Source organism: Bacteroidales bacterium, from assembly GCA_022647615.1.
Lineage (GTDB): Bacteria > Bacteroidota > Bacteroidia > Bacteroidales > UBA932 > Egerieousia.
This window is the reverse complement of the sequence record JALCKZ010000001.1, coordinates 1731986-1756940: the sequence shown is the minus strand read 5'-3', so window position 1 is coordinate 1756940 and position 24955 is coordinate 1731986. Positions and strand designations below refer to the sequence as shown.

23 protein-coding genes are annotated in these 24955 nt (G+C 41.6%); 20 read left to right on the top strand and 3 right to left on the bottom strand.

All coding sequences use genetic code 11. The annotated features are described in order from the left end of the window. Nucleotides 1-33: 33 nt before the first annotated feature. Nucleotides 34-2106, bottom strand: coding sequence for an LTA synthase family protein (locus LKM37_07620; protein ID MCI1720854.1), 2073 nt, complete (start codon nt 2104-2106; stop codon nt 34-36). A 199-nt stretch (nt 2107-2305) separates the two neighbouring features. On the opposite strand from LKM37_07620, the gene mce reads away from it, so the two are divergent. The 20 genes from mce (at nt 2306) to LKM37_07520 (ending at nt 22186) form a co-directional block, all read left to right on the top strand. Then, entirely contained in the window at nt 2306-2719 is a 414-nt protein-coding gene (gene mce, locus LKM37_07615) for a methylmalonyl-CoA epimerase (GenBank protein MCI1720853.1), read from the top strand. Between the two features lie 14 nt (nt 2720-2733). Continuing rightward, the gene (locus LKM37_07610) at nt 2734-4284 is read left to right on the top strand and encodes an acyl-CoA carboxylase subunit beta (protein ID MCI1720852.1); all 1551 of its coding nucleotides are present in this window, start codon (nt 2734-2736) and stop codon (nt 4282-4284) included. A gap of 11 nt (nt 4285-4295) precedes the next feature. After that, on the top strand, nt 4296-5297 hold the full coding sequence (locus LKM37_07605; GenBank protein MCI1720851.1) for an OadG family protein: 1002 nt from the start codon (nt 4296-4298) through the stop codon (nt 5295-5297). A gap of 38 nt (nt 5298-5335) precedes the next feature. After that, the gene (locus LKM37_07600) at nt 5336-5770 is read left to right on the top strand and encodes a biotin/lipoyl-binding protein (GenBank protein ID MCI1720850.1); all 435 of its coding nucleotides are present in this window, start codon (nt 5336-5338) and stop codon (nt 5768-5770) included. Nucleotides 5771-5783: 13 nt separating this feature from the next. Beyond that, a complete protein-coding gene (locus LKM37_07595; protein ID MCI1720849.1) occupies nt 5784-6935 on the top strand; it encodes a sodium ion-translocating decarboxylase subunit beta in 1152 nt (383 codons plus the stop codon). 55 nt (nt 6936-6990) lie between these two features. Continuing rightward, entirely contained in the window at nt 6991-7605 is a 615-nt protein-coding gene (locus LKM37_07590; protein ID MCI1720848.1) for a hypothetical protein, read from the top strand. After that, nucleotides 7598-8281 carry a DUF2764 domain-containing protein gene (locus LKM37_07585; GenBank protein ID MCI1720847.1) on the top strand — a complete coding sequence of 228 codons (684 nt, stop codon included), beginning with the start codon at nt 7598-7600 and terminating at the stop codon, nt 8279-8281. Before LKM37_07590 ends, LKM37_07585 begins: the two co-directional genes overlap by 8 nt. Before the next feature lie 30 nt (nt 8282-8311). After that, on the top strand, nt 8312-10066 hold the full coding sequence (locus tag LKM37_07580) for a V-type ATP synthase subunit A (protein MCI1720846.1): 1755 nt from the start codon (nt 8312-8314) through the stop codon (nt 10064-10066). Next, complete coding sequence (locus tag LKM37_07575) at nt 10056-11378, top strand: V-type ATP synthase subunit B (GenBank protein ID MCI1720845.1); 1323 nt, start codon at nt 10056-10058, stop codon at nt 11376-11378. Before LKM37_07580 ends, LKM37_07575 begins: the two co-directional genes overlap by 11 nt. Nucleotides 11379-11410: 32 nt before the next feature. Further along, entirely contained in the window at nt 11411-12085 is a 675-nt protein-coding gene (locus LKM37_07570; protein MCI1720844.1) for a V-type ATP synthase subunit D, read from the top strand. Then, the gene (locus LKM37_07565; GenBank protein MCI1720843.1) at nt 12082-13158 is read left to right on the top strand and encodes a hypothetical protein; all 1077 of its coding nucleotides are present in this window, start codon (nt 12082-12084) and stop codon (nt 13156-13158) included. The genes LKM37_07570 and LKM37_07565 overlap by 4 nt, the downstream gene beginning before the upstream one ends. Before the next feature lie 41 nt (nt 13159-13199). After that, nucleotides 13200-13940, top strand: a complete 741-nt coding sequence (locus LKM37_07560; protein MCI1720842.1) for a hypothetical protein — start codon at nt 13200-13202, stop codon at nt 13938-13940. A gap of 63 nt (nt 13941-14003) precedes the next feature. Beyond that, complete coding sequence (locus LKM37_07555) at nt 14004-14480, top strand: V-type ATP synthase subunit K (protein ID MCI1720841.1); 477 nt, start codon at nt 14004-14006, stop codon at nt 14478-14480. Nucleotides 14481-14555: 75 nt separating this feature from the next. After that, entirely contained in the window at nt 14556-15947 is a 1392-nt protein-coding gene (gene glmM / locus LKM37_07550) for a phosphoglucosamine mutase (GenBank protein ID MCI1720840.1), read from the top strand. Nucleotide 15948: 1 nt separating this feature from the next. Beyond that, entirely contained in the window at nt 15949-17178 is a 1230-nt protein-coding gene (locus LKM37_07545; protein ID MCI1720839.1) for a DUF1343 domain-containing protein, read from the top strand. Nucleotides 17179-17279: 101 nt separating this feature from the next. Further along, on the top strand, nt 17280-17534 hold the full coding sequence (locus tag LKM37_07540) for a type B 50S ribosomal protein L31 (GenBank protein MCI1720838.1): 255 nt from the start codon (nt 17280-17282) through the stop codon (nt 17532-17534). Nucleotides 17535-17602: 68 nt separating this feature from the next. Then, nucleotides 17603-18385 carry a DUF2400 domain-containing protein gene (locus LKM37_07535; protein ID MCI1720837.1) on the top strand — a complete coding sequence of 261 codons (783 nt, stop codon included), beginning with the start codon at nt 17603-17605 and terminating at the stop codon, nt 18383-18385. 3 nt (nt 18386-18388) lie between these two features. Continuing rightward, nucleotides 18389-20011: a hypothetical protein gene (locus tag LKM37_07530; protein ID MCI1720836.1), complete on the top strand. Its 1623-nt coding sequence runs from the start codon at nt 18389-18391 to the stop codon at nt 20009-20011. 5 nt (nt 20012-20016) lie between these two features. After that, nucleotides 20017-21537 carry a sodium:proton antiporter gene (locus LKM37_07525; protein MCI1720835.1) on the top strand — a complete coding sequence of 507 codons (1521 nt, stop codon included), beginning with the start codon at nt 20017-20019 and terminating at the stop codon, nt 21535-21537. A 97-nt stretch (nt 21538-21634) separates the two neighbouring features. Continuing rightward, nucleotides 21635-22186, top strand: coding sequence for an FKBP-type peptidyl-prolyl cis-trans isomerase (locus LKM37_07520; GenBank protein MCI1720834.1), 552 nt, complete (start codon nt 21635-21637; stop codon nt 22184-22186). Between the two features lie 65 nt (nt 22187-22251). On the opposite strand, the gene LKM37_07515 is transcribed toward LKM37_07520, so the two are convergent. Together LKM37_07515 and tsaD are read right to left on the bottom strand one after the other, a co-directional pair. Beyond that, nucleotides 22252-23793, bottom strand: a complete 1542-nt coding sequence (locus tag LKM37_07515; protein ID MCI1720833.1) for an NAD(P)/FAD-dependent oxidoreductase — start codon at nt 23791-23793, stop codon at nt 22252-22254. Between the two features lie 58 nt (nt 23794-23851). Further along, nucleotides 23852-24877 carry a tRNA (adenosine(37)-N6)-threonylcarbamoyltransferase complex transferase subunit TsaD gene (gene tsaD, locus LKM37_07510; GenBank protein ID MCI1720832.1) on the bottom strand — a complete coding sequence of 342 codons (1026 nt, stop codon included), beginning with the start codon at nt 24875-24877 and terminating at the stop codon, nt 23852-23854. Nucleotides 24878-24955: the final 78 nt, after the last annotated feature.

Genomic DNA, 24955 nt, shown 5'->3' with positions numbered 1-24955 from the left:
GTAGGCAAGAGCAAGGCATAACAAATCTTCGCCTTAGTGAACACGGTTATCAATCAGGCGATTAACATATTGTTGGATGACAGCCTTGAAAAACTCATCCTGCCTGTGCAGGCACGCCGCATCACGAATCCCCGGATTAGCCTCATGCCCATAATGCGGTCCGGCTGCCGGCTTTGTGCCCTCGCTGACACTGCCGGGCGCAAGCAAATTATGCTGCAATGTTGGATCCTTAGATAAAATATATACGGCAGTAAGCCCCTTATCATTGCGCACAAGCAACGTATCTCCCTCACCCCTAACCATTTGAAATTCATCTGTCGTGAAATTAATAGCAAACCTTGTCCTTTGACGCTCGCTAATTATACTGTTGCCAAAACCAAAAAACTCCCCCTTGTACCCTATCATCTCCAGAATTGTAGGCATCACATCAATCTGCTGAGTAATAGCTGTGTAGCGTTGAGGTTTAATATACCCCGGCGCGTAATATATGATAGGTATTCTGGTATTCCCAATTGGATTTGCAAACTGCGGAGCATTCTTCCAAAACGTACCGTGGTCCGCCGATAAAACAAAAATTGTTCTCTTAAACCAAGGCTGCTTTGACGCATACGCAAAGAATTTACGCAACGCCATATCTGTATAAGCCACAGGCTTTAACAACGGTGTCTTGCCTGCAGGCAAAATCTTTTCATATTTTGCAGGAACCTTAAACGGATGATGAGAAGAGACGGTAAATACACCTGTAAAAAACGGCTCCTTAAACGTGCTCATTGTTCTTCCGACGAACTGAAGGAAAGGCTCATCCCAAATTCCCCAAGCCCCGTCAAATTGAGAATCATCATTGAACTCCGTCTTTCCATAATAATTCTGCACTCCGCACAAATGAGTTACCGCCTTAATTCCCATAGAGTTATCAGGAGCACCATGAAAAAATGCAGTATAATATCCAAGAGAATCAAGTATATATGGAAGTCCGTGGATTCTGTCATTAGAATATGGGGTAACGATAAATGGAGTCAAAAGGCTTGGAATAGAGGCGAGTACGGAAGGAACGGCATCAATGGATTTTCTGCCGTTGGCAAATGCGTTGGTGCACAGAATTCCCTCTCTGCTCAAAGAATCCAAAAATGGCGTAAACGGCTTATCCAGAGTTGGATTCAGAAAGTCCATATTCTCCGCTCCAAAACTCTCCAGAATAATAACCATAACATTCATTTTGGATGGAGTAGCAGCCGTAATATTAAGAGCATCAGTATTTATCGGGCTCCCGATAGTATATGAATGAAGCGGAGCGTAGTATTTTCCCGCCTCTGCGTAATCTTTATAAAAATTTTGTCTGGTATATTTCCCCTTCCCTATAGTTCTGATAAGGCAAAACGGCGTATTTAGAACAGCCGCGGTTTGAGTAGAACGTTCTACATATTGCCCTGCATTGCTGAGCGTTATAGGCCTTGTAGTTCTTGTTGCACCGCCGCGGACTCCAATAATGAAAATGGGTAATGTAATAATAAGAGCTATAACCTGCTTGATATAAAACTTTGGACCATAATCTGTTGCATTATAGTATTTAACTTCACGGCCTATTGTTGAGCTATAAAGCGGTCTGCATTCTTTTCCATAAGTTCCGGACAACCATATTAATACGCCAAGGAAAATTAAGCCCAAAAGAAACAGGTACCAATACATTCCAACACTTTCCGCCAGTATTTTCCCAATTTTCACCCCGCCCGTAAACTCGGAGAAAAATGTCATTGAGGTGCGGCGGAAAGAGAATCTGAAGTAAGCCGTATCAGCAAGATTAACAGCAACCGCCAGGAAGTTTACGGTTACATACAGCCATTTAAGAATACTCTGGAACTTTGGCCTTTTGACATAAGGAATTGGCAGCAGAGCCAGGAAAATATAGAGAATGTTCGTGTAAAGTATGGCTGTAGTATCAAATCTTAATCCGCCACCCATCATTCTCATTATCTGAGAGAAAGAAGGATCTTCAATTAAAGAGTAATTGCAGGCTATGAATAGTATCCTGCAAAGTGAATAAAGAATATACGCTAACACTAACCTCCAGAGTATCAGCAAATAATAATTATAAAATTTCAATTTCATACTTTATTGGCATTAACCGTTCATAAAACGGCATCTTCTCCCTTTATGTGGTTGATTTAATGTTAACAACTTAAAGTAAAATCTATCCCTTTCAAAGTTTGACAAAGGTATAATATTTCTTAAATTTGCCTTTCATTAAAATGAGTAATTATTTTTTGAACAAACCTGAATTTTTATAACAATAAACAAAGATCTTATTATGGAATTAACACATATTGAACATTTGGGCATAGCGGTCAAATCTCTTGATGAGGCCATTCCCTACTATGAGAAAATGCTCGGTCTTAAATGCTACTCTGTGGAAGAGGTTAAAGACCAAAAAGTTAAAACAGCATTTTTTAAAATCGGACAAACAAAACTAGAGCTTTTGGAAAGCACTGATCCAGAAGGCACTATTGCTAAATTTATTGAGAAGAGAGGAGAAGGAATTCATCATATTGCATTTGCAACTCCAAGTGTTCAAACATGTCTTGATGAGCTTAAGGCTAAAGGAGTCAGATTAATAGATCAAACCCCAAGACCAGGTGCTGAAGGACTTAACATTGCTTTTCTTCATCCAAAATCTACTCTTGGAGTCCTTACAGAAATTTGCGAGAAACCAAATAAAAAATAATAAATAAAAGATATATGAGTCAGCAGCTAGAAGAAGTAAAGGCGCTTATCGCTCTCAGAGAGAAAGCGCGCTTGGGCGGAGGTCAAGCAAGGATTGATTCTCAGCACAAAAAAGGTAAGTACACTGCACGTGAAAGAATTAACATGCTCCTTGACGAGGGCAGCTTTGAAGAGTTTGACATGTTTGTCACTCACCGCTGCACAAACTTTGGAATGGAGAAAAGCACATTTCTTGGTGATGGTGTGGTAACAGGTTACGGTACAATCAGCGGACGTCTGGTATACGTTTTTGCACAGGACTTTACAGTTTTTGGAGGTTCACTGTCAGAAACTTTTGCACAGAAGATTTGCAAGGTAATGGACATGGCTATGAAAGTCGGAGCCCCTGTCATTGGCATTAATGACTCAGGCGGAGCACGTATTCAAGAGGGTGTCAACGCTCTTGCAGGATACACAGAAATTTTCCAGAGAAATATTCTTGCAAGCGGTGTAGTTCCGCAGATATCAGCTATTTTTGGCCCGTGCGCAGGCGGCGCGGTTTACTCTCCTGCACTAACAGACTTCAACGTAATGGTCAAGGGAAGCTATATGTTTCTGACAGGACCTAAAGTTGTTAAATCAGTTCTAGGTGAGGATGTTACACAAGAGCAGCTTGGAGGCTCAAGTGTTCACGCAAGCAAGAGCGGTGTTGCTCAATTTGCAGTAGAGACTGAAGATGAGGGAATTGAGACAATAAGAGAACTGCTTTCATATTTGCCTCAGAATAATTTGGAGACAACTCCTGAGGTCCCGACAGATGACCCAATAGACAGAAAAGACGATGTTCTAAATGAGATAATTCCTGATAATCCAAACAAGCCATATGATATGTATGCAGTCATTGCGTCCATAGTTGATGACAGAAAATTCTTGGAGGTTCATAAGGATTATGCAAGAAATATAATCACAGGTTTTGCAAGATTTGACGGAGTAGCAGTTGGAATTGTTGCCAATCAGCCTGCAGTTCTTGCCGGCGTATTGGACTCAAATTCAAGTAGAAAGGCAGCAAGATTTGTCCGCTTCTGCGATGCGTTCAATATTCCATTGGTTACTTTGGAAGATGTTCCGGGATTCCTTCCAGGCACTCAGCAAGAGTACAACGGAATTATTCTTCACGGCGCAAAACTTCTTTACGCTTATGGAGAAGCAACTGTTCCAAAAATTACTATCGTTCTTAGAAAAGCCTATGGCGGAGCATATTGCGTCATGAGCAGCAAACATCTGAGAGGCGATATCAACTATGCATGGCCTTCTGCTGAGATTGCAGTTATGGGTCCTAGCGGAGCAATTGAAATTCTGTACGGCAAAGAGCTTAAAGAGGAAAAAGATCCAAAAGCATTTGCAGCACAAAAGGAGAAAGAATACAGAGACGCTTTTGCAAACCCTTACAATGCAGCTAAATACGGCTATATTGATGATGTAATTGAGCCTCGCAATACAAGATTCAGAATCATCAGAGCTTTGCAGCAGCTTGCTACAAAGAGAGTTACTAATCCGGCTAAGAAGCACGATAACCTTCCTCTATAATTTCTAGAATAATGAAGAGTTATTTCAAATTCATAATATTAGCCGGCGCTCTGTTAATCTCGCCATATTTGTTTGCTCAAAGTGCTATTGATATAAGAATCAATGAAGTACTTACATCAAACAAAGTGGATACAACAAATGTTGGTGGAGATAACAGCGGATGGGTAGAATTATATAATTCTGCTTACGGCTTGGTTGACGTCGCGGGTTTCTTTATTACTGACCAGGAAATTAAAGAAAACGGACCCAAACCGGCTCACATTTTCATGATTCCAAAGGGCAATGTCTCTACACAAATACCATACAGACAATTCTTTATGTTGTATGCAGATGGAGACACAACCAAAGGCCCTTTCCACATGAATTTTACCCTTGATAATGTAAAGAAGTTATATATCTATGCTCCCGACAGGAAGCAACTTGTTGATGTAATTACTATTCCGCAGTTACCGGCAGGCAAATCCTATGGAAGAATTCATGACGGTGAAGGATTGCACATGCCTTATGCATGGAATCAGGCTTCTATCAGAAAAACATCAGTAGATAAAAAAATACCTTCCAACGGAGGTTTAGAGATTCTTAAATACCCTACTCCGGGGACAACTAATTCAACAGATCCTGTTGTATCCAAATCTCAGAAAATGTGGAAAATGGACCCTGACGGATGGATACTTTCAGTTACTGCAATGTCAGTCGTATTCCTTGGACTTATAGTTCTTTACTTGAGCTTTAAGCAGGTAGGAAAGAACTCTATCAAAAATGCCAAGAAAAAAGAGGCGGCTGCTAAAGGTATTGCAGCACCGGAAAAAGGTAAAAAAATTGATGAAACAGATGTACCTAGCGCAGAGGTTTTTGCAGCAATTGCAATGGCCTGTCACTTGTACATGCAAGAGTCTGAAATTCATGATGAAGAGAGCAATATTGTTACAATTCAGAATGAATCAAGAAGATATTCTCCATGGGGAGAAAAAGTTTACCTGTTAAAACAAACACCCACAGTAAGGAGAAGTTAACTGTCGGGATAATAATTAATGAGATAAAAAAGAATTTTATGAAAGAATATAAATTAAAAATTAACGGCAATGATTATGCAGTTTCAGTAGATGAAACTGATGAGAATGCTGCTAATGTGGAAGTTAACGGGACTCCTTTTAAAGTTGAGTTTGACAAGCCTATTAAGAAGGCTGCCGCTCCCGTCAAATTTGCGCGCAAGACAACTCCCGGAAAATCAGGTGTTGTTATAGATAAGCCGGCAGTAGAAAGCGCAGCCGGCGGAACAAAGGTTACAACTCCGCTTCCGGGTGTAATTCTGGAAGTTGCAGTTAAAGAGGGACAGGCTGTTAAGAAAGGACAAAAGATTGTTGTTCTTGAGGCCATGAAGATGGAGAATGTAATTGAGGCTACTTGCGACGGAACAATTAAAGAATTGAAAGTTAACAAGAGCGATTCTGTGCTTGAGGGTGATGTAATAGCAGTAATCGGCTAATAAATAGAAGATTATGATTTTAGAATCAAACATCGTTGCCAATTTAAAACTGTTCGTCCAGTATACAGGTTTTGCCAACTGCACATGGGGGCACCTGATTATGATAGTGGTCGGATTGCTTTTTATCTATCTGGCAATTAAAAAGAACTGGGAACCTCTGCTTCTAATCCCTATCGGATTTGGAATGATTGTGGGAAATATCCCTTTGTTCCCCGGAATGCAAGTTGGTATATATGAGGACGGCTCCGTGCTAAACATCTTATATCTAGGTGTTAAGAAAGGTTTCTATCCTCCGTTGATATTTTTGGGAATCGGCGCAATGACAGATTTCTCCGCGCTTATTTCCAATCCTAAATTGTTGTTGGTTGGAGCTGCGGCTCAGCTTGGAATTTTTGCAGCATACATTGGAGCATTGCTTCTTGGATTTACTCCCGCAGAGGCCGGCGCTATTGGAATTATCGGAGGTGCTGATGGCCCTACCGCAATATTCCTGTCAGGTAAATTAGCTCCTGATTTGGTTGGTGCAATTTCTGTATCCGCATATTCTTACATGGCTTTGGTGCCTGTTATCCAGCCACCTATCATGAAGGCGCTTACAACTAACAAAGAGAGATTAATAAGAATGAGACCTCCAAGACCTGTTCAGCAGCAGGAGAAGATTATGTTCCCTATCATAGGATTTTTGCTGACCGCATTTTTGGTTCCGTCAGGTATTCCATTGCTGGGAATGTTGTTCTTTGGAAACTTACTTAAAGAGAGCGGCGTTACAAGAAGACTTGCGGAGACAGCAAGAGGTCCTCTTAATGATATAGTTGTTATCCTTATAGGTCTGACCGTAGGTTGCTCTACACAGGCAGATAAGTTCTTGCAGATGAAGTCAGTTATGATTTTCGGACTAGGCGCAATGTCATTCATTTTTGCAACATTCGGCGGCGTTATGTTCTGCAAGATTATCAACTTATTCTTAAAAGAAGGCAACAAGCTTAACCCTCTTATCGGAAATGCCGGCGTATCTGCAGTACCGGATTCCGCACGTGTATCTCAGATGATTGGACAGCAGTATGACCCAACCAATTACCTGCTTATGCATGCAATGGGTCCTAACGTTGCGGGAGTTATAGGCAGCGCAGTTGCGGCAGGTATTCTGCTGAGCTTCTTGGGATAGTATTTTAATCCCGATAGTAATTATTTGAAATAGAGAAATTTAAAATAACACAAAAATGCAAGACAAATTGCAGGAACTGACGGACAAGCTATACAAAGAGGGTTTGTCCAAAGGTAAAAAGGATGCAGACGAAATGCTGGCCAAAGCCAGACAGGAGGCTGCAAAAATTGTCGCAGAGGCGCGTGAAGAGGCTGATGCCCTTACACTTAAGGCCCGCAGAGAATGTGACGATTTAAAAAAGAAGGCGGATGGAGATATCAAAATGGCTTCTATTCAGGCACTTGCAGCTGTACGTCAGAAAATAGAGCAGGCAATTACGGCCAGGAGCATTTCTGAACCTATTGCCAAAGGTTTGAATGAGAAGGAGTTCCTTCAGTCTATTATCAAAACTGTTGTTTCAGCATTTAATCCTGCTTCCAAAGCAAATTCTTCTCTTGATTTAATTTTGCCTGAAAGCAAGAAGCAGGAGATGGATACTTTTGTCAAGGGTGAACTTGCAAAATGCTGCAATGAAGGACTCAATGTTTCTTATGACAAGAACGTTGAGAACGGTTTTAAAGTTGGTCCAAAAGGGAGCGGGTATTACATAAGCTTTACAGATAAATCTTTTGAGAATATCATCTCTGATTACTTGAGACCAAAGACCAAAAAACTTCTGTTTGGTGAATAATTACTATTACATAATCGGAGGATTGCCTGAACTTGCGCCTGGCGGAGAGAACAATTTGTTTAATTACTCGGCTGTAAGGGAGGAAATCTACAAGCAATGCTCCGCAGATGACCAAAAACTTATAGAATTCCTGGAGAGCGGATTTGATGAAAATTCGCTTTCCGGGGAGTTCTATGTTAAAGCGGAGGAGAGCAAGAGTCTCTTTATCAAACGCTTCTTTAGGCTTGACCGCATTATCAGGAACATCAAAGTATCTTTCCTGGCCGGCAAGTTATTTAAAGGAGAGGATGTTAATCAAGATGACCTTGTAAAAAAATATTCTGTTCTTCTTCCTTCTGATGAACAAGGAGGTTATAAAGAGGAAGAGGGAGCATCTGTTACGCTGGACTCATCTGAAATCCAGAACATTGAAACCATTTTTCACAACACGGACATTTTAGAGAAAGAGAGAAAGCTGGATGAATTCAAGTGGAACAAGATTAATGAATTCACAGCTTTTGACTTTTTTGACATTAACGTGATTCTTGCTTTTCTTGTAAAGGGGAAACTTGTTGAGAGATGGAACAAGCTGGATAGAGAAACAGGTAAAGCCTTGTTTAAGAAGCTTGTAGATGAAGTGCGAGGCACCTTCAAAGGTGTTGAGTTTAATGCAGGTACAACAAAAAAAGTTGTATAATCTGTCGGGATAAAAAAATAACAACAATAGATGAAAACAAAAGGTAAAGTCACAGGAATCGTATCCAACCTGGTATCCGTAGAAGTGGATGGTCCGGTTGCTCAGAACGAGCTGTGCTTCATTGATTTGGACGGTGTCAAACTGATGGCGGAGGTTATCAAAGTCAACGGCAATACGGCATCCACTCAGGTTTATGAGAGCACAAGAGGACTAAAAGTTGGAGATCCTGTAGAATTTGAGGGACGCATGTTGGAGGTCACACTTGGACCCGGCTTGCTGTCAAGTAATTATGACGGACTTCAGGATAACCTTGCAACAATGAAGGATGTCTTCCTAAAGAGAGGAGAATACACCTCCCCTCTTGACCCTGAAAAGATTTGGGAATTTAAACCTATTGCAAAACCTGGAGACACAGTTATTGCAGCAGACTGGCTGGGAGAAGTTAAAGAGGGATGGATGCCTCACAAAATCATGGTACCATTCTCATTTAAAGGTGAATATAAAGTTAAAAGCGTTGCGCCTGAGGGCAAATATAAGATTCACGATACAATGGCTGTGCTCACCAATGAAAAGGGTGAGGAAGTCAAAGTTGACATGACTCAGAGGTGGCCCGTTAAGGTTGCAATAGAGGGATACAAAGAGAAACCGCGTCCTTATAAAATAATGGAGACAGGCGTACGTGCAATAGACACGTTAAACCCTATCGCTGAAGGTGGTACAGGTTTCATTCCGGGACCTTTCGGATGCGGTAAAACAGTCATTCAGCACGCAATTGCGCAACAGGCTGAGGCTGATATCATTATAATGGCCGCCTGCGGAGAGCGTGCAAATGAGGTTGTTGAAATATTTGCGGAATTCCCTGAACTGGTGGATACTAGAACAGGAAGAAAGTTGATTGAAAGAACAATTATCATCTGCAACACCTCTAACATGCCCGTTGCAGCCCGCGAGGCTTCCGTTTATACGGCAATGACCATTGGAGAGTATTACCGCGCTATGGGACTGAAAGTCTTGCTATTGGCGGATTCAACATCCAGATGGGCACAGGCTTTAAGAGAGATGTCAAACAGAATGGAGGAACTTCCCGGAGCAGATGCATTCCCGGTTGATTTGTCCTCAATTATTTCAAACTTCTATTCACGCGCAGGAGTTGTTGTTCTTAACAGCGGCAACACAGGTTCTGTCACATTCATCGGAACTGTTTCACCTGCAGGTGGTAACTTAAAGGAGCCCGTTACTGAGTCCACAAAGAAATGCGCAAGATGTTTTTATGCGCTGAGCCAGGCCAGGGCGGATGGAAAGAGATATCCTTCCATTGACCCAATTGACTCATACTCAAAGTATTTGGAATATCCGGAAATTGAAGAATATTTCTCCAAGAGGATAAGTCCTAACTGGGTTAAGAACGTTTATAAAGCAAAGAACATAATACTAAGAGGTAAAGAGGCTCATGACCAAATCAACATTTTGGGAGATGACGGAGTTCCAATGGAGTATCACATGAGATATTGGAAGAGCGAGCTTCTGGACTTTATCATTCTTCAGCAGGATGCATTTGATGCGGTTGACTGCCAGTCCTCTTTGGAAAGACAGGAATTCATGCTGAATAAAGTACTGGAAATCTGTGACAAACAATTTGAATTTGACAGGTTTGAACAGTGCATAGAATACTTTAAGAACTTAATCAACATCATGCGTCAGATGAACTACTCTGCATTTAAGAGCGATGATTTCAACAAGTATCTGAAGCAGCTGGATAAAACTTTGGAAGAAAATGGCAAATAACGCATTTCAGAAGGTATACACTAAGCTTGAGGCTATTACAAAGGCTACCGTTTCTCTAAAAGCAAGCGGAGTTGCCAATGACGAGCTTGCAAAGGTTGCAGGACGCCTTGCCCAAGTTGTAAAGATTAAGAAGGATTTAGTTACCCTTCAGGTATTTGCAGGGACGGAAGGAATTCCGACAAATGCAGAGGTAGAATTTTTTGGCGAACCTCCCGCGCTAAATGTCAGCGAGGAGCTAAGCGGCAGATTCTTCAATGCTTACGGAGACCCTATTGACGGCGGTCCAAAAGTTGAGGGCGAGAGAAGGCACATTGGCGGTCCAAGCGTCAACCCTTATAAGAGAAGGCAGCCATCTCAATTAATCCCGACAGGTATTGCAGGAATTGACCTTAACAACACGCTTGTATCAGGGCAGAAGATTCCGTTCTTTGCAGACCCGGACCAGCCTTATAATCAGGTAATGGCAGATGTTGCGTTAAGAGCGGACGTTGATAAGATTATCCTTGGCGGAATGGGACTTTCCAATGATGATTATCTGTACTTCAAACAAAAATTTGAAGATGAAGGAGCGCTTAATAAAATCATAAGTTTTGTAAACACAACGGAAGAACCACCTGTCGAGAGATTGCTAATTCCCGACATGGCGCTTACCGCAGCTGAATATTTTGCAGTTGACAAGAATCAGAAAGTGCTTGTGCTTCTGACAGATATGACATTGTATGCAGATGCGCTTTCTATTGTCAGCAACCGTATGGATCAGATTCCTTCCAAGGATTCCATGCCGGGCTCATTGTATTCCGACCTTGCAAAAATTTACGAGAAAGCCGTACAACTTCCTGACGGCGGCTCTATTACAATTATAGCAGTAACAACTTTGAATGACGGAGATATTACTCACGCCATCCCAGATAATACCGGATATATCACTGAGGGCCAGCTGTTCTTAAGAACGGATACAGATACAGGTAAAATTATTGTTGACCCGTTCCGCTCGCTTTCCCGTCTAAAACAATTAGTTATAGGCAAGAAGACAAGAGAAGACCATGCCCAGGTAATGAACACAGGAGTAAGACTTTACGCAGATGCGGCAAATGCAAAGACAAAACTTGAAAATGGTTTTGACCTTAGCGATTATGATCTGCGCTGCCTGGAATATGCAAAAGAGTACTCTACAAAACTTCTATCCATAGATGTCAACATTAAAATTGATGAGATGCTGGATACAGGATGGAAACTGTTTAAAAAATACTTTAAGCCGGAAGAGCTAGGTATAAAACAAAAACTTGTAGATAAATATTGGGACAAGGCGTAATGCTAAAGGATATTACTGGATAACAAGTAATTATGGCAATTAAGTTTCAATATAACAAGACGGCGCTTAACAACCTTAACAAGCAGTTGAAGGTTAGAACCAACGCGCTCCCTACTCTTAAGAATAAGGAGAGCGCGCTGCGTGTGGAGGTTAAGAATGCAAAAGTTAAGAGCCAGAAATTGCTGGATGACCTTGATAAAGCCCTTAAATCATACGATTACTTGGCCGCCCTTTGGAACGAATTTGAACCGGGGCTTATCTCTGTGAAAGACGTAAAGCTTAAGACAGAGAAGGTTGCGGGAATAAAAACTCCCGGGCTGGAAAAAGTTGAGTACGACGTTAAAGAGTTTGACTTATTTAAAAAGCCGCTATGGTATTCTGACGGAGTTGAGATTCTGCAGAACCTTGCGCAGATAGGAATTGAGTCTGAAATCTATAAAGAGAAGATGCGGCTCCTGGACTATTCACGTAAGAAAACCACACAAAAAGTAAACTTGTATGAGAAGGTACAAATACCTGGTTATCAAGAGGCAATAAGAAAAATCAAGAGGTACATGGAGGATGAGGAGAACTTATCCAAAGCTTCTCAAAAAATTGTAAAAGAGAGACACGTGCTGGAGGAAGAAGAGGAGCAGCTAAATGATTTAGGTGAAAAAGAAGATCTTAACAATGTGGAGGCATCTGAGATTGATGACAGCGTGAGATGATTAAGAAGATGACTAAATACTCCTTTGTGATTTTTCACAAAGATGTTGAGGAATTCCTGAATGGGCTTCAAGAACTTGGCATAGTGGATATTACGCGCAAGAACCGCCCTATTGATGATACATCCAGAGAACTTTTTGAGAAAATTGCAAAGTGCAAAACTCTGATAAGAGATTTGAACATTGTAAAAAAGGATGCCCAAAAAGAGAATATAAAACTTGATGTTCAAAACGCATCGGAGAATGTACAATTCTCAGATGACGGAACTACAGTTGAGTATGACTCAATAGCGGATGAGGCCGCAATTGAGTATGTTTCAATTGCTTTTGAGGAGAAAAAACAACTGGCTGCGCAACTTGCAACTGCAAAAGGTCAAGTAATTGAGTCTGCGCCATGGGGAAACTTTAGTCCGGATAATCTTACCAAAATAAGAGATTTAGGCTACACTCCTCATTTTTACTCCGTATCAGAAAAAAAGTTTGATGCGTCGCTTGCAGCCAAGTACCCAATGCAGGTTCTTAACCATGACCGCGGCAAAGTTTATTTTGTTCTTCTTGCAGCAAAAGGAGAGGAGATAAAACTTTCCACGCCGGAAGCAAAATTCCCGGAAACATCTGTAAATCTGGCAAAAGAGGCAATAGAAAGATACAATAAAGATATTGAGAGGAATAAGAAAATACTTATTGATATGACCTCTAATATCCCCGTTCTAGAGAGAGCTCAAAAAACTTTGGAGGAGAAGGCCGATTTGTATCTTGCAGGAGAAAGCTCCCGCAAAACGGCAGAGGACACTTTGCAAGTATTTGAGGGATTTGCACCTACGGAAGATGACGGCAAAATAGATAATTATTTCAATCAAAATTCAGAGGGAGTATATTATCTCAAGGAAAAGGCAAAAGTGGAGGATAATCCCCCTATTGCACTCAAAAACAACTGGTTTAACAAACTGTTTGAGCCAATCAGCGGAATGTACATGCCACCAAATTATGGGGAGCATGACCTTACGCCTTATTTTGCAATTTTCTACATGCTGTTCTTTGGTTTCTGCCTTGGCGATATGGGTTACGGTTTGTGATTCTTATTGCAGGAATCTTTGTAACGCTCAAGACACAAGGAATGATTAAATCCATTGGCAAGCTAATTATCTGTCTTGGAATTGGTTCCATTATTATGCCTGCGGTTAACGGCGTTGCTTTTGGATTGAGCCTTAAAGATTTCTCTTTCATCAAAGGAACCGCATACGGAAACTTTTTGTTTGACGATATGCAGATGTTCTGGTTTGCAATAATCTTTGGTTTGGTTCAAATTGTATTCGCCAGAATTTTAAGCGCAATCTTTACAATCAAAGAGAAAGGAATTGTGCCTGCCCTTCCTATAATAGGATGGATTCTTTTAATTATTTGGTGTGCAGTTGCTTACGCAAATTCAGTTTCTCACTTCGGACTGCCTTCCTGGTTTAAGTGGATTGGACTTGCAGGAGCTGTTTTAATTTTCCTGTTCACATCAAACAGCAAGAATCCGCTTGCAAGATTCGGTTCTGGCCTTTATGCATTTTACGATATAACCGGAGTATTTGGAGACACGCTTTCATACATCCGTTTGTTTGGACTTGGAACTTCCGGAGGATGTCTTGGATTTGTTGTGAATTCTGTTGGTTCTCAACTAGGTACAGTGCCTTATGCGGGACCCGTAATTGCTGCAATTTTCTTAATTGCGTGCCACACTTTTGTTCTGCTGCTATGCTGCCTTGGAGCATTCGTACATCCAATGCGTTTGACGTTTGTAGAATTTTATAAAAATGTAGGATTTGAAGGAGGCGGAAGAGAATACAAGCCTCTTGCAAAAATTAAAAAATAGTATCGCGACAGATAATCTGTCGGGACAAAAAAGAAAAGATAATTAATTAAATAATAACAAATTATGGTAAATCTAGCATTAATATTAGCTTACGTCGGACTGGGCATCATGCTTGCAGGTTCCGGCATGGGAAGTGCTGTTGGAGTTGTAATGGCAGGAAATTGCACTATTGCAGGTCTTAAGAAAAATCCTGATATGTTTGGAAAGGCAATGATTCTTTCCGCTCTTCCTGCTACACAGGGTCTTTACGGGTTCGCAGGTTTCTTTCTAATGTACAATAGAATAAAGGCTTATACCGGCCCGCTAATGGCTAACTTCACAATTAACATGGGCGGCGCAGTATTGGCTGCAGGACTTGGCCTTGGACTTGTAGGCTATCTTTCAGCTATCAGACAGGCTGCTATTTGCTCAAACGGTGTTAACGAGATGAGCAACGGACAGGATGTATTTGGCAAGACAATGATTCTTGCAGTATTCCCTGAGTTGTATGCAATTCTTTCATTTGCAGCAACTTTCTTGTGCCTGCCACCAGCAGTTTAAGCATAGGCAAAAATATTTTAAATCATTCCGCCTGTGCGACGGAATGATTTTTCATTAAATAAAAGGAGTAAACAAATGACATTAATAAAATCAATATCCGGCATTAGGGGGACGATAGGAGGAAAAGTTGGAGATTCTCTTACTCCTGTAGATATTGTAAAATTTTCTGCAGCCTATTGCGCGGAACTAAGAAAAAAATTTCCAAAGAAAAAGAGACTTAAAGTTGTTGTTGGAAGAGACGCCAGGCTTAGCGGTTCAATGGTACAGCAAATAGTCTGCGGTACGCTGATTTCCTGCGGAATAGATGTCATCAACGCAGGTCTTGCTTCCACCCCTACTACAGAGATGGCTGTGATTTTGGAAAAGGCGGACGGAGGAATTATCCTCACCGCTTCCCACAATCCAAAACAATGGAATGCTTTGAAGCTCCTAAATAACAAAGGCGAGTTCCTTACTGCAGCAGAAGGTGCCGCAGTTGTTGAGACAGCTGATAAAGAGAGATTTAACTTTGCGGAAATAGACTCTATCGGGACCTTGACAAATAAAGATTTTACAGACGCACATATCAATGCCGTGCTGAAAAATTCATTTGTTGATGTTGCCGCAATTAAAAAGGCAAAATTTAAAGTTGTCCTGGATGCCATAAATTCTGTTGGCGGAGTCACAATGCCTAAGCTTCTTAAAAAACTGGGGGTTAAGTGCATAGAGCTAAACTGCAACCCAACAGGGAACTTTGCGCACAATCCGGAGCCGCTTCCAAAAAATCTTACACAGCTTTCCTCTACGGTAATCAAAGAGAAGGCTGACCTTGGAATCTCCGTAGACCCTGATGTTGACCGACTTGCATTTATGTGTGAAGACGGGACCCCGTTTGGAGAAGAGTATACTTTGGTCTCCTGTGCGGCTTACGTTCTGGAAAAGAAGAAAGGGCCTACCGTCTCAAACATGTCATCCACAAGGGCTTTAAGAGATGTCACTGAGGCTTGCGGAGAGAAATATTATCCCGCTCCGGTTGGAGAAGTTAACGTAACTACAATGATGCATAAGGTTGGCGCCGTTATTGGAGGAGAAGGGAACGGAGGAGTCATCTTCCCTGCATTACATTGCGGCAGAGATGCTTATATGGGCGTAGCATTATTCCTGAGCAACCTTGCTCATAAGAAGATTAAGATGACTCAGCTACGTGCAACTTATCCGCAGTACTTCATATCCAAGAACAGAATAGAAATTTCCGATGCAAAAATCGTAGATAAAGTTCTTGCCGGAATTGCAAAGAAGTACTCAAAATATGACATCTCCACAATTGACGGAGTTAAAATAAACATGGATGAGAAGCGCAGCTGGGCTCAGCTTAGAAAGTCTAATACAGAGCCAATTATACGCTTGTACTGCGAGGCCCCTACTAAAAAACAAGCTGATGCAATTGCAAAAGAGATAATCGCAAACGTAAACGCAATTTCTCACTAATATGTTTTCATTTAGAACAAGTTCATTGCTGCAGCAGGAAGACTTGGTGCTGCACAAAGGGAAGCTGGGAGTTCTTTGCAATCAAACTGCATGGGACCCGGAGAATGGTGAATATCTCTTTGAGACATTAGCAATAAGAGGTGTCTTAAAGAGAGTCTTTACCCCTGAACACGGCCTGTTTGGAGAGCTTCAGGACCAAGTAAAGATGGATGAAACAGAAGTCTATAAAAATCTGGAACTCAAGGATGTGGAATTTGTTTCCCTATACGGGAACAATGAGGATTCTCTCTCCGCACAAGCAGATAAGCTAACAGATTTGGACGCGCTTGTAATTGAACTTCAAGATGCCGGATGCCGCTATTTCACCTATCCAAGCACAATTTATAACTTGTTTAACGTTCTAAAAGACAACAATATCCAGCTAACCGTTTATGTTATAGACAGGGCAAATCCTGCAGGAAGGCAAGTAGAAGGGACCGCATTAAGGGCGGGTTACCGTTCTTTTATTGGAATTGAGGGAATACCTCACCGTCACGGACTTACAATTGGAGAACTAGCTTACTATCTATACTGCAAGATTGGGGCAAAATTCCCTTTGCATATTATATCTTACAGAGCATCAGCAGTTAACAAAGAACTGATGCCATGGAGCATTCCTCCGTCTCCAAACTTCCCCGGCTTTTTCACAGCCACATTTTATTCCGGCCAATGCCTTTGGGAAGGGACAAATGTGAGCGAAGGGCGCGGAACCACCAGGCCGTTTGAGATTTTTGGAGCGCCATTCATGGAGAACTTGCTGAATTTCAACAAAGAGCACAATTATGCAAACTGGAATGATTCCAAAAATCCAATTGCAGATGAGGGTGCTTACATGCGCTGGCTTAAGTTTATTCCAACATTCCACAAGTTTGCTAATGAGTGCTGCTATGGCTTTCAGCTGCTGCTTAATCCTAAAAATCAATACAATGCGCTGTTGCACAATTTGCGCATAATGAGATTTGTAAAAGACAACTGCCCGGGCTTCAAGTTCCGTCCCGGGAAATACGAGGCGGGAAATGACAAAACTGCAATAGAGCTATTGCTTGGAGATAAGGAGCTTATAGATTTTGTACAGGGCGGCGGAGATTGGAATGACTTAAAGGAACATATTAAGACAGAGGAGCAGAAATGGATAAAGAAAACCAAGAAAATGCTGCTGTATGAAGATGAGCCTCTGTTCAGAATTAAGTAATTACTAGGGAAATAGTGAACTGTCGGGAGCTAAAAAGATTACGTTTTTTTGTTTAAAAGCAAAATAATTGTACATTTGCGCTCCAATAAAATTAAAGAGATATGAAAAAAGGAATTCATCCCGAAACCTACCGACTTGTAGCTTTCAAGGATATGTCTAATGATCAGGTGTTTATCACAAGAAGTTGTGAGGCAACCAAAGAGACAATTGATATAGACGGCCAGACCTACCCTTTGGTAAAGGTAGAGATCTCCAGCTCTTCTCACCCATTCTTTACTGGTAAGATGAAGCTTGTAGATACAGCCGGACGTGTAGATAAGTTCTACAGCAGATACAAGAAATACAATCAGAAATAATTTCTTGGTTTAACAAAGATTTAAGAGGCGCAGTGATGTGCCTCTTTTTTTGTGTAAATTTGCCTGCAATGGAGAGATCTGAAATTATAAAAACCATTGCCAGGCTGGGGTGCGAATATGACACAATCAGCCATTTCCGCGGCAAAGACCCAGTTATTTTCCCGCGCCATTTCTATCTGATGTACAAAGGGTTGCAGCCGGAGGAAAATTTTCCTGTCCCCGACAGTTATAAAGTTCAGCTGCAGGATATTGAGATTGCAGGAATTATTGCGGCGCATCTTGCATGGGGCAGAAGAGCCATGATACTGAGGGATACGGGACGTGCAATGGATGAAATGCACTGGAAACCATACGAATATATAATGGCCGGCAAATACAGGGATGAAGACAAAAGTTTGCACCGCACGGTTAAGTGGAGCGAATTTGCAATGATATGCGGAAATTTGCGCAAGTATTATAGTGAACATCAAAGCCTTGAGCCACTTACACCCGACCAAATGAGAGTTCAGATTTTTGGACAGAAGAGCGATTTAAAAATGCCAAATAAAAAAATCCACATGTTCCGCAGGTGGATGGTACGCAATGACGGAGTGGTAGATTTTGGCTTGTGGAAGACAATCTCTCCGGCAGACCTGATTATTCCACTGGATGTCCACGTGCATGATACAGCGCTAGACCTTGGAATAACAGACAGAAAACCATCTGATTACAGGACAGCAAAAGAAATTACCGATTTTTGCGCACAGGCATTTCCGGGCGACCCGTGCAAAGGTGATTATGCATTATTTGCATACTCTGTTGAAAATCCAAAACCCAAAAAACCAAAAGCGCCTAAACAAAAGGAGTGTTAAATCATGAAGAAACTCATAGTAATCATAACTGCAATTTGCTCATTATCTGTTATTTCTTTGACTTCCGCATATTCTCAAAATTTACCGGTTGCTGCAAAGGACAGTACTGTTTATGCAAAAATCTCAGATAAAATTCAATTCTTTGACAACTTTGAAAGCGGAGCGGTAGCTGAAATAAAATTTATATCTGTTGACACAACGGTCACATCTACAGGAGATTCCATACAACATTTTACATACAATATAACCAGCCGCAAAGACCCCGTTAATCCCGTTGACAGCACGCTGGATCCAAGCAGCAGATGGTACTATTTTCTGATGACGGGAGTTAAGGGAAAGTCATTGACAATCAATATGTTTGATACAGATTCCCGCGCACCGTTCTACAGCTACAACGGCAAAGATTGGCAGCGATATTCAAAAGAAGAGGCCCCTAAAACAGATGTAACAACAAAGACTTACGACCGGGATTCCGCATACGTCGCTTACTATATTCCGTATACTAATAAGTATCTGAAAGATAGGATGGAAGATTGGAAATATAAAATGGGCGTTGCAATTTATTCCATGGGAAAAAGCAGGGAAGGGAGAGAGATGAACACCATAATGATTACCAACACTTATATTCCTGATAAAGGAAAGGCAAGAATCTACATGCACGGAAGAATCCACCCCAGCGAGTCCCCTTCCAGCTGGAATTTGGATGGCATAATTGACTATCTTACAGGCTCCAGCGCTTACGCAAGGGAACTGAGAAATCATGCAATTTTCTATATCCTTCCGTTTGCAAATCCCGACGGAGTTGCCCGCGGATATTCACGCTGCTCATCCAGCGGAGTAAACTTGGAAGTCAATTACGGACAGCCGGATTCCCTTACTGAGCCGGAAGTCAAGAACATCAAAAAGTTCATAACCACAACAACTTACGGAGATAATCCTCTTGCAATGTTTCTGAATTTTCACTCACAGGTTGCAGACCACGTGACCTTCTGGGTACATACTGCGGAGACAACTTCCCCGGAGTACTATAAAGATTTAATGCTGTTTGCAGCTCTTAACATTTACGGAAATAAATATTTTGACAAGAACTGCCTGAGCTTTTCCAATATGAATTCCAAGTACTTAGAGGGATTTTTCTGGGATAATTTTAAAGAAAAAACTATAGCGCTAACCTATGAAACTCCTTACACTTTCTACAACAAAAATGAGGAGGGAGATTGGGTAACGCCAGAAAATTTAAAAGAGCTTGGCATTAAAACAGTCTGGGCCATAGGAGATTATCTTGGCATTGCTAATCCCGACAGAATTATGGCCGGAGAGCCTGACAGCGGCAAAGGCATGGACAAAATTTGCGACTATAAATATTTGTTCTTTGGCGACGGATTCCTGCAGGCATCAGAAGACGGAGCATCAGTCAAATACAAAATTAAAGATGTGCCGGAGGGAGACTACGAGGTGTACAAATGGGCTGTCGGAGAGAATAAAAAAGTTAGCAATGATGGTGAAAACCAGTGGGTTAAATTATATGATCACCATCAGGACAGAATGGGAGATTTTGTGATGAGGATGGACGGTTTAACAGCCGGTACGTTGCGCGCAGATGAAATCATGTTGCTTAAAAAATAGATAAAATGAAGAAGCCCGGCCTCTTTCTCTCGTTCATTCCAGTTATTGTACTTGTTGCTATAATAATTGTAAGCATCTTTGTGTATAAAGGTGAAATCACATCAGGACCTGCGCAGATAGCACTTGTTTCCGCCGCCGTCACCGGTGCGCTGATTGCCATGATGAAACTGAAAGTTCCATGGGAAAAGCTGGAACAGGGAATGCTTGAAAATCTGAGCAATGCAGGAGTTGCAATTTTTATTTTGCTGATGATTGGAGCGCTAACTGCATCCTGGATACAAAGCGGCGTTGTCCCCTCTCTTGTCTATTATGGATTGGAATTAATTAATCCTTCCGTATTCTTGATAGTTATTTTTGTATTCACTGCGGTAATATCGTTGATGATTGGAAGTTCCTGGACCACAGTTGGTACCATTGGAGTTGCAATGATAAGCGCAGGCCATGTTCTGGGTTTCCATTCCGGCTGGCTTGCAGGCGCCATTATTTCCGGAGCATATTTTGGAGATAAAGTCTCCCCATTATCCGATACAACAAATCTTGCCTCAAGCATTTCAGGCGCAAGATTGTATGACCACGTTAAATACATGCTGGTCACAAACATACCGGCAATTATAATTACTGCGGCAATTTTTACAATTGCGGGTTTTACGATACACGCAAATTCCAATATAGATGTAGCCTCACAACTTGCAGCAATCAAAGGAACATACCATATTTCTCCTTGGCTGCTGCTTATTCCGTTCTTTACTATATTCCTGATTATAAAGAAAGTATCCCCTTTTCTGACACTATTTTTATCTGCAGTGCTTGCAGCGGTTATTGCCTGTTTTGTCCAGCCGCAAATAACGGCTCAGATATCCCCGTTTGCTTTAAATGACTGGAAAACATATTTTTACGTACCCGTAAAAGTTATATCAAGCCACGTGGACATAGCTGCAGGAAACGATATGCTCACAAAACTTGCCTCTACAAACGGAATTGCAGGAATGCTTAATACAATCTGGATTATTCTATGTGTCACGGCATTCGGAGGAATAATGGAAGCTGCGGGATTCATAAAGAAAATTACGGAAAAGATGGAAGTGCTGATGAAGAATACAGTAAGTCTTGTCTCCACCACAATTGGAACATGCATATTCTGCAACATTACACTGGCTGATCAGTATATGGCAATTATTGTCCCGGGTAAAATGCTCAAAAAATTATATGAGGAGAAAGGATATGAAGGTAGGCTGCTGAGCCGCTCCCTGGAGGATTCCGCCACAGTTACATCTGTGCTTGTGCCTTGGAATACATGCGGCGTCATGCAGTCCAGCGTACTTGGAGTGCCAACGCTTGTATATGCGCCCTATTGTTTCTTTAATCTGATATCTCCCATAATGTCAATTCTTTGCGCAGCAATCGGTTTTAGAATTTTCAAACACAACAAGCCTTTGATGAAAGTGGCATTGCGGCATAAGCATTGCGGAGAGGGATGCAAAAGAGGCTGCTGCAGAGGCGGCAAAAATATCTGTCGCGATGGATAAGAAAGTAAAATAATATAAATATCTTTGCAACCCCCGCAGCGCAATTATTGCAGCGCTGCAAATTAACAGCATTTTAAAAATCAATAAAAAGTACAATATGGAAATCGGAAATAAAAAAGTTGTATCTCTGACCTACACGCTTACGGTTAACGGTAAAGAGATTGAGACAGTAAAGGCAGAGAGCCCTTTAAAATTTATATTTGGCTCAGGAATGCTTCTTCCAAAATTTGAAGAGCAGATTCTTGGCAAGAAAGAGGGAGATTTGTTTGAATTTCAACTTGTTGCAAAAGACGCTTACGGAGAGGTAAATCCGGCTGCCGTAGTAAATCTTCCAATGAATCTCTTTGAAAGAGACGGAAAAGTTGAGGAAGGTCTTCTTACTATCGGCAATATGCTTCCTATGCAAGACAGTGAAGGTAACAGACTTAACGGCGTAGTTAAGGATGTAAAGCCTTTGGAAAAAGTTGTTGTCATGGACTTCAACCATCCTCTTGCCGGAGCAGATTTGAACTTTAAAGGCAAAGTTGAAAATATCAGGGAAGCTACTGAAAAAGAGCTTACTGACGGATTATTCAATGAGAAAGCTCAGCATTCTTGCGGAGGAGATTGCGGAGACGGCGGATGCGAGGGTTGCAGCGGCTGCCATTAATATTTAGCAGGAATTTGCAACGCAAAAAGAGAAGAGCATGCAACGCAGCGGCCAGGCAAATTGATTTATATCTTTCTGGCAACATTGATACCGTCAATTGCGGATGAGACAATACCACCGGAGTAACCGGCTCCCTCACCGCACGGATATAAGTTTTTGAGCGTGATATGTTGCAGAGTCTCAGGATCTCTGGGAATTCTAACTGGAGATGAAGTTCTGGATTCAACTGCAAGCAATAAAGATTGAGAGGTGTAATAGCCTCTCATTTTTTTGTCAAATTCCGGGAATGCTTTCTGCAGCCTGCGTGCTACAAAATCGGGCAGGACTTCATTTAACATTGCGCTGTAAGCACCGGGCACATAAGAAGTTGCAGGAAGAGTTGCGGAAAGTTTTCCGCGCACAAAATCATCCATTCTTTGTGCAGGAGCCTTGAGTGTTCCGCCGTTAAGAGAGTATATTTTTCTCTCCACAGACTGCTGGAACTTTAAAACTTTAAGCGCTCCAAATTCCTCAAAATCAGGTAAATCCTCAGGTTCAACAGATGTGACAATACCTGCATTGGCCCACTTGGAATTACGCATGGAGTTGCTCATCCCGTTAAGAACTACCTCTCCAGGTTCAGTTGCGGCGGGCACAAGAATTCCTCCGGGGCACATGCAAAAAGAGAATACTCCCCTGTTCTCTACCTGAGTTACCAAATAGTATTCTGCAGCGGGCAAATAAGGCTGCCATTTTTTGTGATACTGAATGTTATTTATCAGAGACTGAGGATGTTCCGCACGCACTCCAAGTGCGAATCCTTTTGCCTGCAAATCCCATTTTTTATCGTAAAACAATTGATAGATGTCCCTTGCTGAATGACCTGTCGCGAGTATTACAGAAGTTGCAACATATTCAGCATCCTGGCAGATTACTCTCCATTGGACATTGTTTTCAACTTTAACTTGCTGCAAATCAGAAACTTTGGAATTAAAATGGACTTCACCGCCGTGTTCAATTATGCAATTGCGCATTGCCTCTATTATTGCCGGAAGTTTATCGCTGCCTATATGAGGGTGAGCATCAATAAGAATGGAAGGGTCTGCACCAAATTTCACAAACTGATACAACACCTCGCGGATGTCGCCTTTTTTAGTGGAGCGAGTATAAAGCTTTCCGTCAGAGAAAGTTCCGGCACCGCCCTCCCCAAAACAATAATTTGAATTTGGATTAACTATCTGCTCTCTAGAGAGTTTTGCAGTATCAAATTTGCGGGAGTGAACATCTTTTCCCCTCTCTAAAATCACAGGTTTCTTGCCAAGCTGGAGCAACGTTAACGCGGCAAATAATCCTGCCGGTCCCGCACCGATTATTATAACATTCTCACCATTAGAACAATCCAAATAAGGCTGAATTTTAAATGGCTCAGGAATTTGCTCCCCTTTTACAGCAACTTGTACTCTGTACTTTGCAAGGATGCCACCGCCTCTGGCATCCAAAGACTTTCGCAAAACTTCAAAGTAAGAAATATTTTTCTCCTGCACGCCGCATTGTCTTGCGCACTTATTAATTATCTGCTCTCTGGAGGGATTTTCACGCGCCTCAAAAGATACTTCTACTTCTCTCATAAATATAATTACTTAATAATTAGAATGTTTAACAATCAGCGCAAGTGACCGCACGAATTTATTTCATCTGTGATGCTCTGGATATTGGAGCAACATCAATGCTGCAGGTCTCCCCTTTGCGGAATTTATAAAGTCCGGTTATGGCAATCATTGCTGCATTGTCCGTTGTGAATTTGAACTCTGGGACAAATGTAGTCCAATGCCTTTTAATGCCTTCATTTATAATACGATTGCGCAGTCCCGAATTTGCAGAGACGCCGCCTCCGATGGATACCTGTGTTATTCCGGTCTGCTTTACGGCAAGCAAAAGTTTCTTCATCAATATGTCTATCAGCGCTTTCTGGAAACTTGCGCAGATATCCGCTTTGTTCTCCTCTATAAAATGCTCATTTTCTTTCAATTGGTCACGCAAGAAATATAGCAATGATGTTTTAATTCCGCTGAAACTGTAATCCAGCCCGCCAACATTTGGAAGGGTGAATTTAAATTTATTCTCATCTCCCTCTTTTGCAAGCTTATCTATGATAGGACCGCCGGGATACCCAAGTCCCATCATCTTTGAGCACTTATCAAATGCCTCTCCCACGGCGTCATCAATTGTCTGTCCAATAATCTCAAAATCAAGATAATCCTTAACTATAACAATCTGCGTATGACCGCCGGAAACCAGCAAAGCCAAAAAAGGAAAGTGCGGATATTGTTTCTCCTTCCCCTCTTCTTTTAAGAAGCAGGAAAGTATATGTCCTTGTAAATGATTTACTTCTACAAGCGGCTTACCTGCGGAAAGAGCCAGACCTTTTGCAAATGAAACGCCTACAAGCAGAGAGCCAAGCAGTCCAGGGCCGCGCGTAAATGCTATGGCATCTACATCCTCCATTGTAACTCCGGCCTGCTTAAGTGCCTGGTCAACAACAGGTACAATGTTTAATTGGTGCGCTCTTGACGCAAGCTCAGGAATCACGCCACCATATTTTCTATGAACTTCCTGACTTGCAATCACGCTGGAAAGCAGATACTCGTCCCTGATAACAGCTGCGGAAGTATCATCGCAAGAAGATTCTATTCCTAAAATTATATTGCTCATACTTTAATTGTGTGTGCAAATCTACTCAGTTTTTTGATTAAATTTGTCCTTTAAGATTAAAAATTAAGCAATTAGAGG

What these genes read in the sequence shown, in the direction of transcription:
- LKM37_07620 (MCI1720854.1), bottom strand. Translation starts at nt 2,106, where the DNA reads ATGAAATTGAAATTTTATAATTATTATTTGCTGATACTCTGGAGGTTA.
- mce (MCI1720853.1), top strand. Translation starts at nt 2,306, where the DNA reads ATGGAATTAACACATATTGAACATTTGGGCATAGCGGTCAAATCTCTT.
- LKM37_07610 (MCI1720852.1), top strand. Translation starts at nt 2,734, where the DNA reads ATGAGTCAGCAGCTAGAAGAAGTAAAGGCGCTTATCGCTCTCAGAGAG.
- LKM37_07605 (MCI1720851.1), top strand. Translation starts at nt 4,296, where the DNA reads ATGAAGAGTTATTTCAAATTCATAATATTAGCCGGCGCTCTGTTAATC.
- LKM37_07600 (MCI1720850.1), top strand. Translation starts at nt 5,336, where the DNA reads ATGAAAGAATATAAATTAAAAATTAACGGCAATGATTATGCAGTTTCA.
- LKM37_07595 (MCI1720849.1), top strand. Translation starts at nt 5,784, where the DNA reads ATGATTTTAGAATCAAACATCGTTGCCAATTTAAAACTGTTCGTCCAG.
- LKM37_07590 (MCI1720848.1), top strand. Translation starts at nt 6,991, where the DNA reads ATGCAAGACAAATTGCAGGAACTGACGGACAAGCTATACAAAGAGGGT.
- LKM37_07580 (MCI1720846.1), top strand. Translation starts at nt 8,312, where the DNA reads ATGAAAACAAAAGGTAAAGTCACAGGAATCGTATCCAACCTGGTATCC.
- LKM37_07575 (MCI1720845.1), top strand. Translation starts at nt 10,056, where the DNA reads ATGGCAAATAACGCATTTCAGAAGGTATACACTAAGCTTGAGGCTATT.
- LKM37_07570 (MCI1720844.1), top strand. Translation starts at nt 11,411, where the DNA reads ATGGCAATTAAGTTTCAATATAACAAGACGGCGCTTAACAACCTTAAC.
- LKM37_07565 (MCI1720843.1), top strand. Translation starts at nt 12,082, where the DNA reads ATGATTAAGAAGATGACTAAATACTCCTTTGTGATTTTTCACAAAGAT.
- LKM37_07560 (MCI1720842.1), top strand. Translation starts at nt 13,200, where the DNA reads ATGATTAAATCCATTGGCAAGCTAATTATCTGTCTTGGAATTGGTTCC.
- LKM37_07555 (MCI1720841.1), top strand. Translation starts at nt 14,004, where the DNA reads ATGGTAAATCTAGCATTAATATTAGCTTACGTCGGACTGGGCATCATG.
- glmM (MCI1720840.1), top strand. Translation starts at nt 14,556, where the DNA reads ATGACATTAATAAAATCAATATCCGGCATTAGGGGGACGATAGGAGGA.
- LKM37_07545 (MCI1720839.1), top strand. Translation starts at nt 15,949, where the DNA reads ATGTTTTCATTTAGAACAAGTTCATTGCTGCAGCAGGAAGACTTGGTG.
- LKM37_07540 (MCI1720838.1), top strand. Translation starts at nt 17,280, where the DNA reads ATGAAAAAAGGAATTCATCCCGAAACCTACCGACTTGTAGCTTTCAAG.
- LKM37_07535 (MCI1720837.1), top strand. Translation starts at nt 17,603, where the DNA reads ATGGAGAGATCTGAAATTATAAAAACCATTGCCAGGCTGGGGTGCGAA.
- LKM37_07530 (MCI1720836.1), top strand. Translation starts at nt 18,389, where the DNA reads ATGAAGAAACTCATAGTAATCATAACTGCAATTTGCTCATTATCTGTT.
- LKM37_07525 (MCI1720835.1), top strand. Translation starts at nt 20,017, where the DNA reads ATGAAGAAGCCCGGCCTCTTTCTCTCGTTCATTCCAGTTATTGTACTT.
- LKM37_07520 (MCI1720834.1), top strand. Translation starts at nt 21,635, where the DNA reads ATGGAAATCGGAAATAAAAAAGTTGTATCTCTGACCTACACGCTTACG.
- LKM37_07515 (MCI1720833.1), bottom strand. Translation starts at nt 23,793, where the DNA reads ATGAGAGAAGTAGAAGTATCTTTTGAGGCGCGTGAAAATCCCTCCAGA.
- tsaD (MCI1720832.1), bottom strand. Translation starts at nt 24,877, where the DNA reads ATGAGCAATATAATTTTAGGAATAGAATCTTCTTGCGATGATACTTCC.